11 protein-coding genes are annotated in these 16,415 nt (G+C 41.3%); 6 read left to right on the plus strand and 5 right to left on the minus strand.

Annotated elements, in window-relative coordinates:
* Window positions 1-59: 59 nt before the first annotated feature.
* A complete protein-coding gene (locus tag ACZ5L8_RS14285; protein ID WP_464438345.1) occupies window positions 60-2,204 on the minus strand; it encodes a Tex family protein in 2,145 nt (714 codons plus the stop codon).
* 123 nt (window positions 2,205-2,327) lie between these two features.
* Here ACZ5L8_RS14285 and ACZ5L8_RS14290 point away from each other — a divergent pair, with 123 nt between their 5' ends.
* From ACZ5L8_RS14290 to ACZ5L8_RS14300, 3 genes are all read left to right on the plus strand, one after another.
* Window positions 2,328-3,272, plus strand: coding sequence for a hypothetical protein (locus ACZ5L8_RS14290; protein WP_464438346.1), 945 nt, complete (start codon window positions 2,328-2,330; stop codon window positions 3,270-3,272).
* A gap of 161 nt (window positions 3,273-3,433) precedes the next feature.
* The gene (locus ACZ5L8_RS14295; protein WP_464438347.1) at window positions 3,434-4,351 is read left to right on the plus strand and encodes a hypothetical protein; all 918 of its coding nucleotides are present in this window, start codon (window positions 3,434-3,436) and stop codon (window positions 4,349-4,351) included.
* A 59-nt stretch (window positions 4,352-4,410) separates the two neighbouring features.
* A complete protein-coding gene (locus ACZ5L8_RS14300; protein ID WP_464438348.1) occupies window positions 4,411-4,665 on the plus strand; it encodes a hypothetical protein in 255 nt (84 codons plus the stop codon).
* Window positions 4,666-4,744: 79 nt separating this feature from the next.
* Here the strand turns inward: ACZ5L8_RS14300 and metG are convergent, their stop codons facing one another.
* The 3 genes from metG to ACZ5L8_RS14315 form a co-directional block, all read right to left on the minus strand.
* Window positions 4,745-6,835 carry a methionine--tRNA ligase gene (metG, locus tag ACZ5L8_RS14305; RefSeq protein WP_464438349.1) on the minus strand — a complete coding sequence of 697 codons (2,091 nt, stop codon included), beginning with the start codon at window positions 6,833-6,835 and terminating at the stop codon, window positions 4,745-4,747.
* A gap of 125 nt (window positions 6,836-6,960) precedes the next feature.
* Complete coding sequence (locus ACZ5L8_RS14310) at window positions 6,961-8,580, minus strand: DUF1501 domain-containing protein (RefSeq protein WP_464438350.1); 1,620 nt, start codon at window positions 8,578-8,580, stop codon at window positions 6,961-6,963.
* Window positions 8,581-8,585: 5 nt separating this feature from the next.
* Window positions 8,586-10,040 (minus strand): DUF1800 domain-containing protein, encoded by a 1,455-nt coding sequence (locus ACZ5L8_RS14315; RefSeq protein WP_464438351.1) that lies wholly within the window; start codon window positions 10,038-10,040, stop codon window positions 8,586-8,588.
* Window positions 10,041-10,163: 123 nt separating this feature from the next.
* Here ACZ5L8_RS14315 and ACZ5L8_RS14320 point away from each other — a divergent pair, with 123 nt between their 5' ends.
* Window positions 10,164-11,063, plus strand: a complete 900-nt coding sequence (locus tag ACZ5L8_RS14320) for a S66 peptidase family protein (protein ID WP_464438352.1) — start codon at window positions 10,164-10,166, stop codon at window positions 11,061-11,063.
* Between the two features lie 75 nt (window positions 11,064-11,138).
* The gene (locus ACZ5L8_RS14325) at window positions 11,139-11,495 is read left to right on the plus strand and encodes a YraN family protein (RefSeq protein WP_464440965.1); all 357 of its coding nucleotides are present in this window, start codon (window positions 11,139-11,141) and stop codon (window positions 11,493-11,495) included.
* Window positions 11,496-11,540: 45 nt separating this feature from the next.
* Here the strand turns inward: ACZ5L8_RS14325 and mfd are convergent, their stop codons facing one another.
* Complete coding sequence (mfd, locus tag ACZ5L8_RS14330) at window positions 11,541-14,921, minus strand: transcription-repair coupling factor (protein ID WP_464438353.1); 3,381 nt, start codon at window positions 14,919-14,921, stop codon at window positions 11,541-11,543.
* Between the two features lie 139 nt (window positions 14,922-15,060).
* Here mfd and ACZ5L8_RS14335 point away from each other — a divergent pair, with 139 nt between their 5' ends.
* On the plus strand, window positions 15,061-16,413 hold the full coding sequence (locus ACZ5L8_RS14335) for a dihydrolipoyl dehydrogenase family protein (protein ID WP_464438354.1): 1,353 nt from the start codon (window positions 15,061-15,063) through the stop codon (window positions 16,411-16,413).
* Window positions 16,414-16,415: the final 2 nt, after the last annotated feature.

A 16,415-nucleotide genomic window follows, 5' to 3' on the forward strand; every position in this document is an offset into this window, starting at 1 on the left:
ACGGCTAGTTATATAAAGGCGATCACAAAGGTCATACCACGGTGAATTTAAGCTTTTACTTATTTTGTGCTATTCAACTTCTCCAGCTTCAATTGTATACGCTTTCGCGGAATGTCAACCTCAAGGACTTTTACCACCACTTGTTCGTGCAATGCGATGTGTTCATTAACGTCGCTCACAAAACCATCGGCGAGATTTGAGATATGGATCAATCCACTTTCTTTAATACCAATGTCTACAAACGCTCCAAAATTGGTCACATTGTTCACGATTCCTGGTAAAAGTTGGCCGGGTTTTACATCATTAATGGTCTTGATGTTTTGATTAAAAGTAAAGGTTTTGGCTTCCGCTCTGATATCAAGACCTGGTTTTTCAAGTTCGCTGATGATATCTTCTAACGTGGGTAAACCCACATCTTCAGAAACGTATTTTTTCAGTTCGATGCTTTTTAAAACAGAAGAATTACCAATCAAATCTTCAATGGATTTCTTCTCGTCTTTTGCGATTTGCTTTACCAAGGCATAGCGCTCAGGATGCACAGCAGAGTCATCCAGCGGATTCTCTGCATTCTTGATACGCAAGAAACCAGCGGCTTGTTCAAAGGCTTTTCCACCCAGACGGGGAACATCCAGAATTTCTTTTCGCGAAGTAAAAGCACCATTTTCTTCACGGTGTTTTACCATATTTTCGGCAAGTTTAGGCCCTATGCCCGAAACGTAACTTAGCAAGGAAGCACTAGCCGTATTGATGTTCACGCCCACGGCATTTACGCACGATTCTGTAACGCGGTCTAGTTCGTTTTTTAACGCAGTTTGATCCACATCGTGCTGATATTGTCCCACACCTATGGATTTTGGGTCTATTTTCACCAGTTCGGCGAGCGGGTCTTGTAAACGGCGACCTATAGAAACGGCTCCGCGCACGGTAACGTCATAATTAGGGAATTCATCACGAGCGATTTTTGACGCAGAATATACCGAAGCTCCGGCTTCACTCACCACAAAAACCTGCAGATCCTGCTTAAAAGGAATTTTGCGGATAAAGCGCTCCGTTTCGCGTGAAGCGGTACCGTTACCTATTGCGATAGCTTCTATTTTATGCGCATTCACGAGATAATGAATCTTATTGCTCGCACCCTTAAAATCGTTTTTTGGCGCATGCGGATAGATGGTTTCGTTATGCTCAAGATTGCCGTTTGCATCCAGGCAAACCACTTTGCAACCCGTGCGAAAACCCGGGTCGATACCCAAAACTCTTTTTTCGCCAAGAGGCGAACCCAGCAACAACTGTTTCAGGTTTTTTGCAAATACATTTATTGCGGTTGCATCTGCTTTTTCCTTGGCGGCATTGAGGATTTCGTTAGACAGCGCAGGGAACAGCAAACGTTTGTACGCATCAGCGATCGCTGTTTGAATCTCTTCCGCGCAAGCGTTATTAGAACGAATGATCTTGCGCTCTATTTTCTCTAAAGCACGCTCGTTATCAATCTCCACATTCATGCGGATGAATCCTTCACTTGCGGCACGAGAAATTGCCAGAAAACGGTGCGATGGACAGCGATTTAAAGGTTCGTCCCACTCAAAATAATCACGATATTTCTGGGCGTCCTCTTCGTCTTTTTTTGTTTTTACCACTTTCGTGGAAAGGATTGCGTAACGCTCCAGTTGGTTTCTTATGTCATTGCGAATGTCCGTGCGCTCGTTGATCCACTCTGCGATAATGTGGCGCGCACCTTCTAGAGCGTCCTCAATTGAAGGAACGGTATTATTTACAAAACGCTGCGCCGAACCAGAACCATCAAGGTCGCGGCTGTTTTGCGCCATGATGATCTTGGCAAGCGGTTCCAGGCCGTTTTCACGTGCGGTATCAGCTTTGGTTTTGCGCTTCTTTTTAAACGGAAGGTAAATATCCTCTAGCGTGGTGAGGTCTTGCGTTTGCGTGATTTTTGCCTTGAGCTCATCTGTAAGCACTTCTTGTTCTTCCAGACTTTTTAAGATGCTTTCCTTGCGTTTTTCTAGCGCTTCAAATTGCTCTTTGAATTTTACGATCTCGCCTATTTGCACTTCGTCAAGATTACCGGTCATCTCTTTGCGGTAGCGCGAAATAAACGGAATCGTGGCGTCCTCGTTAAGTAATTTTATAGTGTTGTTGACCTGCTTCGGGCTAAGGTCAAGATGTTTTAAGATATAATCGGTAATGGTCATGCTTCAAATTTGCGAACTGCAAGATACGCAGATGTGATAGTCTTCTCAATGAAATTACGGCAGTTGCCCTATTTCTTTTTGGCGAAAGCCAAAGTAGCTTTGAGATGTAAAAATCAACATATTATGAGAAATATTGTTTTAACTAGTTGCTTACTGTTTGTTTGTTCAGCGTATTGTCAAAAGATCGTGACTAAAGAAAGTATGGATCTTACGGATGATGTTATATCTATCGTTGAGAGCTATGGATCTTTTAATATCACAAAAGACAACTTAAATATTAGTGGTAGTACAGAGGAATACGTTTTCAATGGTCATTTGCTATCAAAAATTATTTCAGACAACGATACGGGTAGAAAAGTTGGGACTCATCACTACACTCCGCATGGCAATGGTATAAATCATTTAGATATTATCAATTACAAGGGGTCACACGTAAAGCGCGGTAGAGTAGAGTATAGCGAGAGATTTTATTATAGCCATACAAATCCTGACACCATCTTTGACATTGAGATAAAAGGGAATTTTGATGAAGCTACTAGTAAATACACGAGAGATACCATTAAAACGATACTTGGTATTACGATCTATACTAAAAATGGGAAAATAGAGCGCTGGCAAGAATTTTCTTCTGGTAAATTATTTAAGGATTATCGCTATCTAAAAAATACAGAAGAGATGGATTTGCACACCAAGGGAGCGTTAAACTATACAGAGGTCACCAGTTTTAAAAATGACAGGAAAAAGAAAACCATAAGAAAAGATGCAGAAGGAAATGTGATCCTGACGAAGCATTATAGCTATGATGATAAAGGTAATTTAAACAAAATTGAGGTCCACAAAGATAATACGACAATATTGGCGGAGCAGTCAGTTTATTTGTACAAAGGTGATCAATGGGTAGTGAGATGTTACCAGATGTATGATAAAGGATTCTACAACCCTGAAACCTTAAAATTGAAGGTGCGCAGCGTGACGCTTAAAGACGGTACAAAACTAGAAGCAACTGAAGAAGAGATTAAAGCTTTTGTGAAAAAGCAGACCGCTATTGCCCTAAAACCAGAGGCGTAATACGATTTAATACACTTTTTATTCTCATTTAAACATTCCTACTTATGAAAAATGTTTTTTACATCATGTTCCTTTGTAGCGCTAGCCTTATGCATGCGCAGAATCCCGCTTTCGGGGAAGCGCCAATGAACCCATGACCTCTTGAAGAGAAAAAGTATATTTTGCCAGCTGCCTTAAAAGGTGATGTGGCCTACTATGCTGGAAATTTCTACAACGAGAAGGGAGAGCGATTATTAGATGATGGCACTAGTTTCATGAAGTTTATAGATCTCTCTTATGCGGAAGCTTACCAGGCTAAAGTACCTTATATAAAACGGGATAAAAATGGCAATATTCTAGAAATAATTGACCAAAAAAGCACCACGAAATATATCTATGAATACAACGCTAAGGGCTTGTTGACAAAATCGACATATTCTAACCGACTTAAAGAATATGAATATGATGTTAAGGACAGACTTAAAAAAGAAATTATAACCAACACGAGTTATAATGAGAAGGTAACCTCAACCTATACCTATAAAGAAGAAGGCGGAATGCTGCACGTACATGAGCGAAAGGTATATACTACAGGAGGAGAGGAGAGTTTTGATTATAGTTATAAAGACGGTCAACTTATGTTCTCTACAGGGTATTCAGGTAAAAAATATGAGTGTATTCCTGATGCAAAGGGGAATTGCACAACTAAGAAAGATGTAAAAACGGGAGAAATAAAAACAATTTATTCTAATGTAATATATCGTGACGAGCTCAAGGCAGGAAGTATTACGGTGGAGAAAAAGAATGACTATTCTACAGATTATACATTAAAAGTAGGTGATAGACTACTGTCTGGGGTAACCTCTCAATTTATAGGGGGCACTCTTTATCTCTACGTGCCTATAACAGGTGAATACCTAGTTGTTGAAAATTTTTATGATAAAGATCAAGATATAAAGAAATTGCCTATAAAGTTCGTACAAAAGGATGATCCATATCTTGCGTACAGGGGCTATAATGATAAAGCGTATTTGCTAGTAAAAGGGGTAGAGCAAAATGATTTGTCTCGCTCGGATAAAAACTATGATTTTTTTATATAGAGGATCAAGAGAAGTATTTATATACTGAAAAACCTTTAAATCAAGATAAGGGTGAAGTTGTGAAGCTCAAAGAGATTGAAGGTCCTATAGTAATGTATGTGGACTATGAAGGTAAAAGTAGAATGCAGCTTTTTGAGGGGAAGGTTTTTTATGGAACTTCTGCCTGGTCTGCAAAAATGCTAAATGATAAAGAAGTAGTTTTAATTGAGAATGATAAACCTAAGTATATAATACCTAATGTTCCAAAACCAGAAAATTTAAAAATATATACGGGGAGGTTTTACAATGGAGAAAAAATACCAGAAGGAAATTAATACTCGGCTTTCGCCAATGGAAATAAAAAACAAAAAAGGAGCCTATTTAGGCTCCTTTTTCTATTCGATTAATACTGGATTAGCTTATCATCCCGCCATTAGCAACGCCGGCGCGGTCTGGATTCATAAAGACAAGTTTGCCCTCTTTATCCTCTGTCATCAGGATCATACCTTCGCTAACGGTTCCGCGTAATTTTCTAGGAGCAAGGTTTACAAGAACGGTTACTTGTTTACCTATGATTTCTTCAGGTGTGAAAGACTCTGCAATCCCCGAAACGATCGTACGAACATCAATACCAGTATCCACTTTTAAAACAAGAAGTTTATCAGCTTTTGGCATTTTTTCAGCTTCAAGGATGGTTCCCACGCGCATATCCAGTTTCATGAAATCATCATACTGTATCGTCTCTTTTTGTGGAGTGATGCTTACTTCCGCGGAAGCGGAATTATCTTCAACTTGAGCGCTAGCTTTATTATCCATTTTTGTTTTTTCTAATTTTTCAAGTTGCTTTTCAATTTGCTCATCTTCAATTTTAGTGAACAGCAACTCGGCTTTATTAATTTTATGGCCTTGCGGCAAAATATCCTCTTCCTGAGAAATACGGCTCCAATCTTCAGCAGTTACTTCCATGTTGAGCATTTGCTTCAACTTAGCAGAAGTATGCGGCAAGAACGGTTCGCTCACAATCGCAAGCGAAGCGGCGATTTGCAAAGCAATGTGCATCACGGTCGCCGTGCGGTTTTCATCAGTCTTTATGGTTTTCCAAGGTTCAGCATCTGCGAGGTATTTGTTACCTAGTCGCGCCAGATTCATCAGTTCATTTTGGCTTTCGCGAAAGCGATAACGCTCTAATGAATTTGCAATCACCTGAGGGAAATTTCTAAGCTCAGAAAGCGTGTCTTTGTCCTCTTCATTAAGGTCAAACGCTTCTGGAATCGCGCCATCGTAATACTTGTTTGTAAGCACCACCACGCGGTTAATGAAGTTACCAAAAATGGCAACCAACTCGTTATTATTTCTCGCTTGGAAGTCCTTCCAAGTAAAATCGTTGTCCTTAGTTTCTGGAGCATTTGCCGTTAATGCGTAACGTAAAACATCCTGTTGTCCCGGGAAATCTTCTAGATACTCATGCAGCCAAACCGCCCAGTTTTTTGAAGTGGAAAGTTTGTTGCCTTCCAAGTTCAAAAACTCATTTGCAGGAACGTTTTCTGGCAAAATATAACTTCCTTCTGCCTTAAGCATACTTGGGAAAATGATACAGTGAAAAACGATGTTATCCTTCCCGATGAAGTGCACCAATTTTGTATCTGCGTCTTTCCAATACGGCTCCCAATCTTTGCCTTCGCGCTCAGCCCATTCTTTAGTGGAAGAGATGTAACCTATAGGCGCATCAAACCAAACGTAAAGCACTTTGCCTTCGCCCCCCAGCACAGGCACAGGAATTCCCCAGTCAAGGTCGCGGGTTACGGCACGAGGGCGCAAACCTTCATCGATCCATGATTTACATTGCCCGTAAACATTGGGTTTCCAGTCGTTTTTATGACCTTCTAAGATCCATTCTTTTAAGAAACCTTCGTAACGGTCTAATGGTAAAAACCAGTGCTTAGTTTCTTTCATCACAGGCACAGAACCGGTGATTGTAGATTTTGGGTCAATTAAATCATTCGCATTGAGTGAAGAACCACATTTTTCGCACTGATCGCCGTAGGCTTCTTCGTGGCCACATTTTGGGCAAGTTCCCGTTACAAAACGATCTGCGAGAAATTGGTTTGCCTCTGCATCATACAATTGCTCACCAGTTTCTTCAATAAAATCTCCTTGATCATACAACTTCTTGAAAAACTCTGAAGCAGTGTCATGATGCACTTTCGCAGAAGTGCGCGAATAATTGTCAAAAGAGATCCCAAAATCAGCAAAGCTATCCTTGATGATCTTGTTGTATTTATCTACCACTTCTTGTGGCGTCGTACCTTCTTTTTTTGCTTTTATACTTATCGCAACCCCGTGTTCATCGCTTCCGCAGATGAAAGCAACATCTTCACCCTTCAATCTCAGGTAGCGCGAGTAAATATCTGCAGGTACATAAACTCCCGCAAGGTGACCTATGTGAATGGGTCCATTTGTATACGGCAGTGCCGCGGTTATCGTGTAGCGTTTCGGCTGACTCATATGCTTAATTTGAGCCGCAAAGATACCATTTGTTATAAGATTGGCGTAAGATTCCTTTTTTGGGTTTAACCCAAAAGAATAAAGAGCTTAAAACAAGAATTTATCTCAAGAATTGAATGTAGATCTTACTTTAAGATCAGCTTTTTACTATAGCGGTTCCCCGAAATGGTGATTACATAAATATACGGGCCGGCGAATAAAGTGGTTTCTGCGTTTTGCTTGATGTTGATCTGTTTATTTCCTGCAGTTTGCACTTCGTCAAGTAGTGTTTCTATCTTTTGCCCAAGCATAGAGTATAATTCGACTTTAACTCTGCCATGCGTATTATTCTCATAGTTTATAAAAGTCTGATCGCCTTGAAAACTCGCATAATGCATAAAAGTTGTTGTATTTGCAAATGCAGGATTGCTCAGGCTTGTGCAAGAGAATCCTAGATCTTTACTTTCATACGGCCCATTAGGCAATAGAGCATCTACCACAGGCGCATCGATACAAAGCCAATCTTTAAGCACGGTGGCGTACAATGATCTAAAGTCTGTAGAATATTGCAAGTTGCCAATGTCATCTGGAGCGCTAAGATCTGGATGATTGCCTATAAAACCGTTGCCTTCTAGCCCAGATCCAAAAATCAAAACTGGCGATGCTGCGCCGTGATCAGTGCCGTTACTACCGTTCTCTTCTATACGCCTGCCAAATTCTGAAAACGTCATTGAAAGCACACGATCATGATGACCACCGGCTTCAAGGTCTTTGTAAAAATTAGAAACACCTTCGGCTAGATTTTGCATTAATCTATTGTGGATCTCCACTTGATTTGCGTGGGTGTCAAAACCATCTAATGTTACAAGATACATTTGGGTTCTTAGTCCACCTTTTATGATCTTAGCAAGAATAGAAAGCTGTCTGGATAATTGATCTGTGCCATATTCTATGGTATTCGATCCATTTTCATACGCTGCGTTTATTACTTCGGCGTAAGCCAAAGTATTATTTGTTGTGCTACGCAAGAATCCCAGCTGCGATCCATAGGTACACGAGGGTAAATTAGCCAGATCGTGCAGTTTACCATTTTCTGCAACGGTGGCTAATTGATCTGGATTATTAAGTGTAAATGCATAGTTTGTGTCTGTACCTTCAAAAAGTAAATTACCTATGCTGCCTATTTGTATCGCGGTAGGTTCGGCAGGTGGATCCATAAGATAATCTGGATATAGGTCTTGAAAATACCTTCCTAAAACACCAGTATCTAGCTCTTGCTGATTATTGCCTGAAGCCCAAATGTCTGCACTTCTAAAGTGTGAGAGATTTTGATCTGGATATCCCACGCCGTGAGCGACTTTCATCGCGCCTTCGCCCCATAATTCTTGAAGCGCTTTAAGCGAATCTGGCAAGCCAAAATTGCTACTTAAGTTATAAAGCGATTGTTGCTGATGTCTTATCGTAGGTCTTTTTTGCGCATAGAGGTCGTAGTCATAAAGCGGCACAATGGTGTTAAGGCCATCGTTACCTCCCTTAAGTCTAATAAGCACAAGAATACGATCATTATCTGTGCTGGCGAGTGCAGCGTTAATTGCATTGGGCGCCGCCGCCGAAAGATGTGATCCTCCCAGAAACATAGAACCTGCGCCTGCTAAGCCTAGCACTTGCATAAAACTTCTTCGGCTCCAGGCCAAATGATCATGGTCATGACCACTGTCGTGATGACGTATGGCTCTGGGTTTTGTATTTGTTTTGTTAGAGCACATATTTCTTATTTAAGTTGAAATTCTGGCATTCTAAAGATTTGAAAGATCAATAGAACTACTTGATAAGGCGCAGAATCCCAGTCTAGACTCCAGGTATTGTTGTCATAATAATTTTGTGGCACTTCCCATCTTAGAACACTTTCCGCGGAAGCGTAATCTGTATCTGTCCACAGCGGTTTTGCTAAAAAATGATCTACAATAGCTTTTGTGATCACAGCGGTGTCTCTGCTATTGTTTGATAAGTCTTTTGCAAATTGTCTAAATTGATCCTGATCCTCTTCCCAACATAACCATACGAGATATTGCATGAACTCCCATCTACCGCCTATGGTGTTGTTGTTGATCCATGTTTTATCGCGTTGCCAGCCAGCAACATCTGGTGGTTGGTAAATATTCTGACCTATCAAGTTGCAGGCATAAATGATCACATCTGTTATATGAAAGGTGCTGTCGTCATAAGCAAAGGCACTTTCATTAAGAAAACCACAGCACAGATCAAACGGACTTTTTATCACGGTAGCCCGCGCCGCCTCTGAAAAAAAGTGCTCGCTTTTTAAGAGTTGACGTAAAACAGGTGTGATCTCAAAATCATTTGCAATAAATGTTTGTGCCATGCCAGCGATGATCTCTTCAGAGATCTGTGGACTTACAAAAAAGGTGTAAAGCTTCTCGCAGATAAAATGCGCAATCTCTGAGGCGCGTTGCTCAAAAAGGATCTCTATAACATCATTGTAATCCCAATTTCCTGTTTGACCAAAAATGGTCTTCTCGCTATTATCAAAGGTGTTCGGGTTAAAAGTTACCGCTGCGCCATATTCTGCAACGGTATTATAGCCGGTTAAAGCACGCGAAGTTTCTTCAATATCCTGTTGTGTGTAGCCATTATTTTCGCCTAGCGTAAAAAGCTCATAAAGCTCTCTAGCATAATTCTCGTTAGGATGTTGCTTTGAGTTTTCATAACCATTTAAAAACGCTAGCATTGCAGGAGTTAGACCTATTGCTCTAGTGAGTTCTTTAAAATTGCCCACAGCATGATGCAACAAAATATCCCAATATTGATAAGTGTATGGGATGTGATTGTAGGTCTCGATCTGGGTTACAAAATGATTCAGCCAAAAGAAGGCCATCCTGCCTTTTAATCCGCCTTTAAAGATCTTACCACAAGCTGCTCTATATTGATCTGTGCGAAAGGTATTGTTCTGCTCATTATAATCAGAAAAATCACTGTAAGACCATTGAGACCACGGCACTCTGTCACTATTTGGTGCGGTAATTGCGCGATCAATTATAGTATCTACAGCGGCAGAAACTGGTTTGCTAACCGCAATATTAAGTGTAGCGATCGTGGCTCCATTTTCTAATCTTCGGTATAAATGTTTTGCAGCGGCAACATCCCAAGGATTATCATCATTGGGTTCAAAAACTGCTAAAGATCCTGTATTGCAGTTTGTTATATTCATTGTGGTTGCCCAGAAATACTGGGTGATCAGGGGTTTGGATATTTGGCTGTAGCCAAAATAAATAAAATATCTCTTTTTTACATAAAGCCGATATATTTATTAATTTGCTAGAAAAGTTGATTTATGATTTCACCTCCGGCACTGAAAAAGGGAGACAAAGTAGGTATTGTTAGCACAGCGCGTAAGATAACTTCTGCTCAAATCGCAGATGGCGTTGAGCAATTGAAAAAATGGGGTTTAGTGCCTGTGATAGGCAATACAATTGATAATGAAAGCGATCAATATGCCGGGACAGATTATGAGCGTCTAGATGATATTCAGAAGATGTTTAATGATCCAGAGATAAAAGCCGTTTGGTGTGCAAAGGGCGGTTATGGAACAGTGCGAATCATTGATAATATCGACTTCTACAGGTTTGCAAAGAACCCAAAATGGCTTGCAGGATATAGCGATGTAACCGTGCTTCACAGTCATATTCATAAAATGGGAATTGAGACTTTGCACAGCATTATGCCGTATCATTTAGACGATAATTCTGATGCTGCGGTAGCGTCTTTGCGCAAGGCGTTTTTTGGCGAAAGCCTAAACTATACCATCCCGGCGCATCCTATGAACAGGAAGGGGACGCAAACCGGCGAAGTGGTGGGTGGCAACATCTCAATGTTGTATTCTATGTGTGGCAGTCCATCGGCGATCACGACAGATAGCAAGATTCTTTTCTTAGAAGATCTGGACGAATATCTGTATCACGTAGACCGCATGATGATGAACCTAAAACGCAACGGATTGCTTAAAAATCTGTGTGGACTCGTCGTGGGCGGACTCACAAAAATGCATGACAATAGTGTGCCTTTTGGCAAAAATGCGAAAGAGATAATTTGGGATGCCGTGAAGGACTATGATTATCCCGTTTGTTTTGATTTCCCGGCTGGGCATCTTGACGACAACCGCACCTTGATCATGGGCCGTGAGGCGACTTTAAATGTTGCAGATGATAGCGTGACGCTAGATTTTAAAAATTAATGTTACTTCTAGTGTTTGCTAGCTGGCGAATATATCGAGAAGTTTTTTAAGTTGGCTTTCGCCAAAACAACGCAGATGGATCATAACGAACTCGGGAAATGGGGTGAAGAATACGCAGCAAATTACCTGCAGCGGAAGGGTTATGAAATTCTACAACGCAATTTTTACTACGATAAAGCCGAAATTGACATCATCGCGATGGACGGCGAGACGCTTGTCATGGTTGAGGTAAAAACTAGAAACAGTGCTTTTTTTGGCGACCCGCAGGAGTTTGTAAAACCTTCTAAGATCAAGCTCATCGTCAAAGCCGCAAACGAATATATCATCGCAAATGACATTGACAACGAGGTGCGATTTGATATTGTTGCAATCCTCAAAAACAAGACACAAGAACAGCTAGAGCATTTTGAGGATGCTTTTTATTTCTTCTAAAGGCAGTTTGAGTGATTTTCGCTTTAAGCGAAAAAACCGTGTGAATTAATCCTGATTCGCTGCGACAGCTTCCTTAGGCATTAACGGTGACAATACTTCAAAAGCTTTATCTACAGATTTGATTCCGGGGGCGGTGAGGATCAAGCGTAAACCTTTTGTAGATTTTTTCTCCTTTAACGTCACGCGGTGCGAGTATTGCTGTACAAACTGCAACATCTTAGAAAACGCCGGACTCTGATAGAATTTAGACTGCTGGTCTGCGATGAAGAAACAGATGAGTTTGTTGTTTTTCATCACCACTTTTTCCATACCATATTTTACCGCGATCCACTTGATGCGCACAGAATTCAATAGATCACGTGCTTGTGGTGGTAATTCTCCAAAGCGGTCAACCAACTTTTGCTCGAATTCCTCAAGCTCTTTTTCGGTTTTGAGGTCGTTGAGTTGGGTGTAGAGATTAAGACGCTCAGAGATGTTGTTGATGTAATCATCCGGGAACAACAGCGAGAAATCTGTATCAATTACCGTGTCCTTGATGTATTCTTTGTCCTCAGCTTTGGTTTGTTCTGCATACAGCTCGGCAAACTCATTTTCCTTAAGTTCTTCGATGGCTTCGTTGAGGATTTTTTGGTAGGTGTCAAAACCTATTTCGTTGATAAAACCACTTTGTTCACCACCTAATAAATCTCCGGCTCCACGAATTTCAAGGTCTTTCATGGCAATGTTAAAACCACTACCTAAACTTGAGAATTGCTCTAGCGCGGTCATACGTTTTCTGGCTTCGTCTGTCATCGCAGAAAGCGGCGGAGTGATAAAATAACAGAATGCTTTTTTGTTGCTTCGGCCCACACGACCACGCATTTGATGCAGGTCTGAAAGCCCGAAATTATTAGCATTGTTGATGAAAATCGTATTGGCATTAGGTACGTCAAGTCCGCTCTCGATAATTGTTGTGCTTACTAAAACATCAAAATTCCCATTGATGAAATTAAGCATCAAATCTTCCAACTTTTTACCGTCCATCTGGCCGTGTCCCACACCCACTTTTGCGTCTGGAACAAGACGCTGAATCATACCAGCAACTTCCTTGATATTCTCAATTCTATTATGAATGAAGAACACCTGTCCACCACGCTGAATTTCATAAGAAACGGCATCGCGAATGGTTTCTTCATTCAGTCTAACGATGTGCGTTTCGATAGGGTAGCGGTTAGGTGGCGGCGTTGTAATCGTACTCAAATCACGTGCGGCCATCAAACTAAACTGCAACGTACGCGGAATAGGCGTTGCAGTCAAGGTCAGCGTATCCACATTTTCCTTGATGGTTTTCAGTTTGTCTTTTACCGAAACCCCAAACTTCTGTTCCTCATCAACAATGAGTAAGCCTAAGTCTTTAAACTTCACGTTTTTGTTAGTCAACTGGTGTGTGCCGATGATGATATCCACTTTTCCAGCTTCAAGATCAGCTAGGGTTTCGCGCTTTTCTTTCGCTGTACGGAAACGGTTCAAATAATCTACACGCACTGGCAAATCCTTTAAACGCTCAGTAAATGTTTGATGATGTTGAAATGCCAAAATCGTTGTTGGCACTAGCACTGCAACCTGTTTATTGTTGTCCACGGCTTTAAACGCAGCACGGATAGCGACTTCGGTTTTCCCGAAACCTACATCTCCACAAACCAGGCGGTCCATTGGACGCTCGCTTTCCATGTCGAGTTTTACAGCTTCGGTGGCTGAGCTTTGGTCTGGCGTGTCTTCATAGATAAAACTCGCCTCTAGTTCGTTTTGTAAATAACTATCTGGACCAAAGGCAAACCCTTTTTGCAAACGTCTTTTCGCGTAAAGCTGAATCAGGTTAAAAGCTATCTCCTTAACCTTGGTTTTGGTCTTTTGCTTTAGCTTTTTCCAAGCGTTGCTGCCCAGTTTATAGATCTGCGGCGCTTTACCGTCCTTCCCGTTATATTTTGTGATTTTATGCAGCGAGTGGATGCTGAGATACAGCACGTCGCGCTCGCCATAAATAAGCTTAATTGCTTCTTGTTGCTTGCCTTCTACTTCAATTTTTTGCAGTCCACCGAATTTTCCAATACCATGGTCAATGTGCGTCACATAATCTCCCACTTGCAGGCTGGTCAATTCCTTAAGCGTGATGGCTTGTTTCTTTGCGTAACCGTTCTTGAGATTGAATTTGTGATAACGCTCAAATATCTGATGGTCTGTATAACAAGCGATTTTTAGATCATCGTCTATAAAGCCACGAAACATCGAGATCAAAACCGTTTCGTATTGTTTTACATCCAGTTTAGAATCGCTGAAAATATCATGAAAACGCTTTGCTTGTTGTTCGCTTACACAAAAAATATAATTATGGAATCCCTTCTCGTGATTGTCGTTGAGGTCTTTGATCAGTAGATCAAACTGCTTGTTGAACGCAGGCTGCGGCTGCTGATTAAACTGAATTTCTTCAGCGTCACCCTGAACTTGATTCAGGGTCTCAGCAAATTGCACCAATGAAAAATCCAGCAACTCCTTGCGAATAAGCTTTGAAGTACAGAATAATTCTTCAGGTTTGCTGTGCTTGATATCGGCGCTTAATTTGGCGAAAGCCTCTTCTGCTTTAGCAAAAGTCTTATCTATCGTATCGCTTAACTGCTCGATGCTTTTTACAAAAACCACGGTGTCGTCAGACACATAATTAAGGAAGCTCTCACGCGTTTCTAGCAGCTCTTTTTTCTCAACATTAGGCATCAGTGAGATGCTCTTCACCTTGTCAACAGAGAGTTGGGTTTCTACATCAAACGTGCGAATACTATCTACTTCATCACCAAAAAACTCAATGCGATACGGCTGGTCATGCGAAAAAGAAAACACATCAATGATCCCACCACGCACGGAGAATTCGCCAGGTTCGCTCACAAAATCCACACGTTTGAATTTGTATTCAAACAGCATTTCGTTTACAAAATCCAGCGACAAACTATCGTTGACCTTTACCTTTAAAGTGCTTTTTTCAAGTTCTTTGCGGGTGACTACTTTTTCAAAAAGTGCATCAGGATAGGTGACGATAAGTGCCGGTTTTTTGCGGCTATTGATGCGGTTTAAAACCTCGGCACGCAGTAAAACATTGGCGTTGTCTGTTTCTTCAATTTGGTATGGGCGACGATAACTCCCAGGATAAAAAAGCACATTTTCTTCCTTCAGCAAGGTTTCAAAATCATTCAAGAAATATGCAGCTTCCTCCTTGTCGTTAAGAATAACGAGAAACGGCTTTTTTGCCTCTTTATAACTTTCCGCGACAGCGAAAGAAAACGAAGAACCTATAAGACCATTAAGTGCGACGCGCGCTTGCGGCTGGGCAATAGAAGCCCCTAGTTTTCGCACTTGCGAAGACTGCGCAATGAGATTTTGAATATCGGCTTTACCCATCGCTGGCAAAGATAATCGCTAATCCCCGCTTCTTGCAATAGCTTAACAAGATTTATCAAAACGCTAACATACAACCGCCGTTGCCTTACCTAATTTTAGAAAAATTCAATCTGGCTTTCGCCAAAAGACCTCAAAATGTATGGCAATCGAAGAATTTGATCTTTTTGTAATAGGAACAGGAACCGCAGGAAAACGCGTAGCTACTGCTTGTGTAGAAGCAGGATGGCGCGTGGCTATTGCAGATAGAAGAGAATATGGCGGAACATGTTCTAACCGCGGCTGCGACCCAAAAAAGGTGCTTGTAGGCATTACAGAAATTATGGAAATGAGTAAAAACCTTACGGGAAAAGGACTCAACGGTGTGCCAGAGGTGAATTGGGAAGATCTGATGAAATTTAAAAGCACGTTCACTGATGCAATTCCCGCTGCGACGGAAAAGGATTTCACTGAACTAGGCGTAAAGATGTATCATCAGTCGCCTAAATTTATAGATGAGAATACACTCTCGGTTGAAGGAAAAACGGTGAAAGCAAAAAAGATCGTTATCGCAACAGGAATGCATCCTGTAGAACTGAAAATTCCAGGTCGCGAACATGCTTTGATCAGTGATGATTTTCTTGAGCTTCCGCATTTGCCCGAAAGTATGATCTTCATCGGTGCGGGATATGTGGGGATGGAGTTTGCGCACATCGCTGCGCGTTGTGGAGTGAAAGTAACGGTGATAGATTCTGACGACAAGATCCTGTCTAATTTTGATGAAACGCTTGCCGGTTATTTGCAAGAAAATAGCGAACAGCTTGGTATTGAGTTTGTCTTAGGAACTCAGGTAACTGAGATTGAAAAACTTCGGAAGAATTTTCGCGTAAGCGGAAAAAGAGGAGAAGAAACCGTAGAAGTAAAAGCCGAAATGGTTTTTAATACCGCCGGCCGTGTGCCATCAATAGAAGAACTGGATCTTGAGAAAGGAAATATCGCTTTTGAGAAAGACGGGATTACCGTAAATGAATATCTGCAAAGCACCACAAATCCTGATGTTTTTGCTTGTGGTGATGTTTCGGCAAGTGGGACGTTGCCGTTGACGCCGCTTTCTTCGCAGGAAGCGCGTGTGGTAAAATACAATTTGCTAAAGGGTAACGTGATGCAACTAGAAGTGCCGCCTACGCCCAGCGTAGTTTTTACGCAGCCGCAATTAGCTTCTGTGGGACTTAATGAAAAAGAGGCGCGAGAAAAAGGGTATGATTTTCATGTGGAAGAGGCGAACGTGCCGCACTGGTACAACAGCAAGCGCTTTAACCAGAATTGCTATGCGTACAAAACGCTTGTAGATAAAAAAACCGGACTGGTAATTGGCGCTCATATTCTTAGCGCAGATGCCGCCGAAACTATAAATATGTTTGTTATGGCAATGTGTGGCAAGCTAGATTGCTCAACGCTTAAAGGAATGATTTTTACGTATCCTAGTTGGGCAAGTGATATTAAGGCGATGGTTTAATA

Source organism: Leeuwenhoekiella obamensis (assembly GCF_055391795.1).

Coding starts and splice junctions, on each gene's coding strand:
- ACZ5L8_RS14285 (WP_464438345.1), bottom strand. CDS start 2,204: ATGACCATTACCGATTATATCTTAAAACATCTTGACCTTAGCCCGAAG.
- ACZ5L8_RS14290 (WP_464438346.1), top strand. CDS start 2,328: ATGAGAAATATTGTTTTAACTAGTTGCTTACTGTTTGTTTGTTCAGCG.
- metG (WP_464438349.1), bottom strand. CDS start 6,835: ATGAGTCAGCCGAAACGCTACACGATAACCGCGGCACTGCCGTATACA.
- ACZ5L8_RS14310 (WP_464438350.1), bottom strand. CDS start 8,580: ATGTGCTCTAACAAAACAAATACAAAACCCAGAGCCATACGTCATCAC.
- ACZ5L8_RS14315 (WP_464438351.1), bottom strand. CDS start 10,040: ATGAATATAACAAACTGCAATACAGGATCTTTAGCAGTTTTTGAACCC.
- ACZ5L8_RS14320 (WP_464438352.1), top strand. CDS start 10,164: ATGATTTCACCTCCGGCACTGAAAAAGGGAGACAAAGTAGGTATTGTT.
- ACZ5L8_RS14325 (WP_464440965.1), top strand. CDS start 11,139: ATGGATCATAACGAACTCGGGAAATGGGGTGAAGAATACGCAGCAAAT.
- mfd (WP_464438353.1), bottom strand. CDS start 14,921: ATGGGTAAAGCCGATATTCAAAATCTCATTGCGCAGTCTTCGCAAGTG.
- ACZ5L8_RS14335 (WP_464438354.1), top strand. CDS start 15,061: ATGGCAATCGAAGAATTTGATCTTTTTGTAATAGGAACAGGAACCGCA.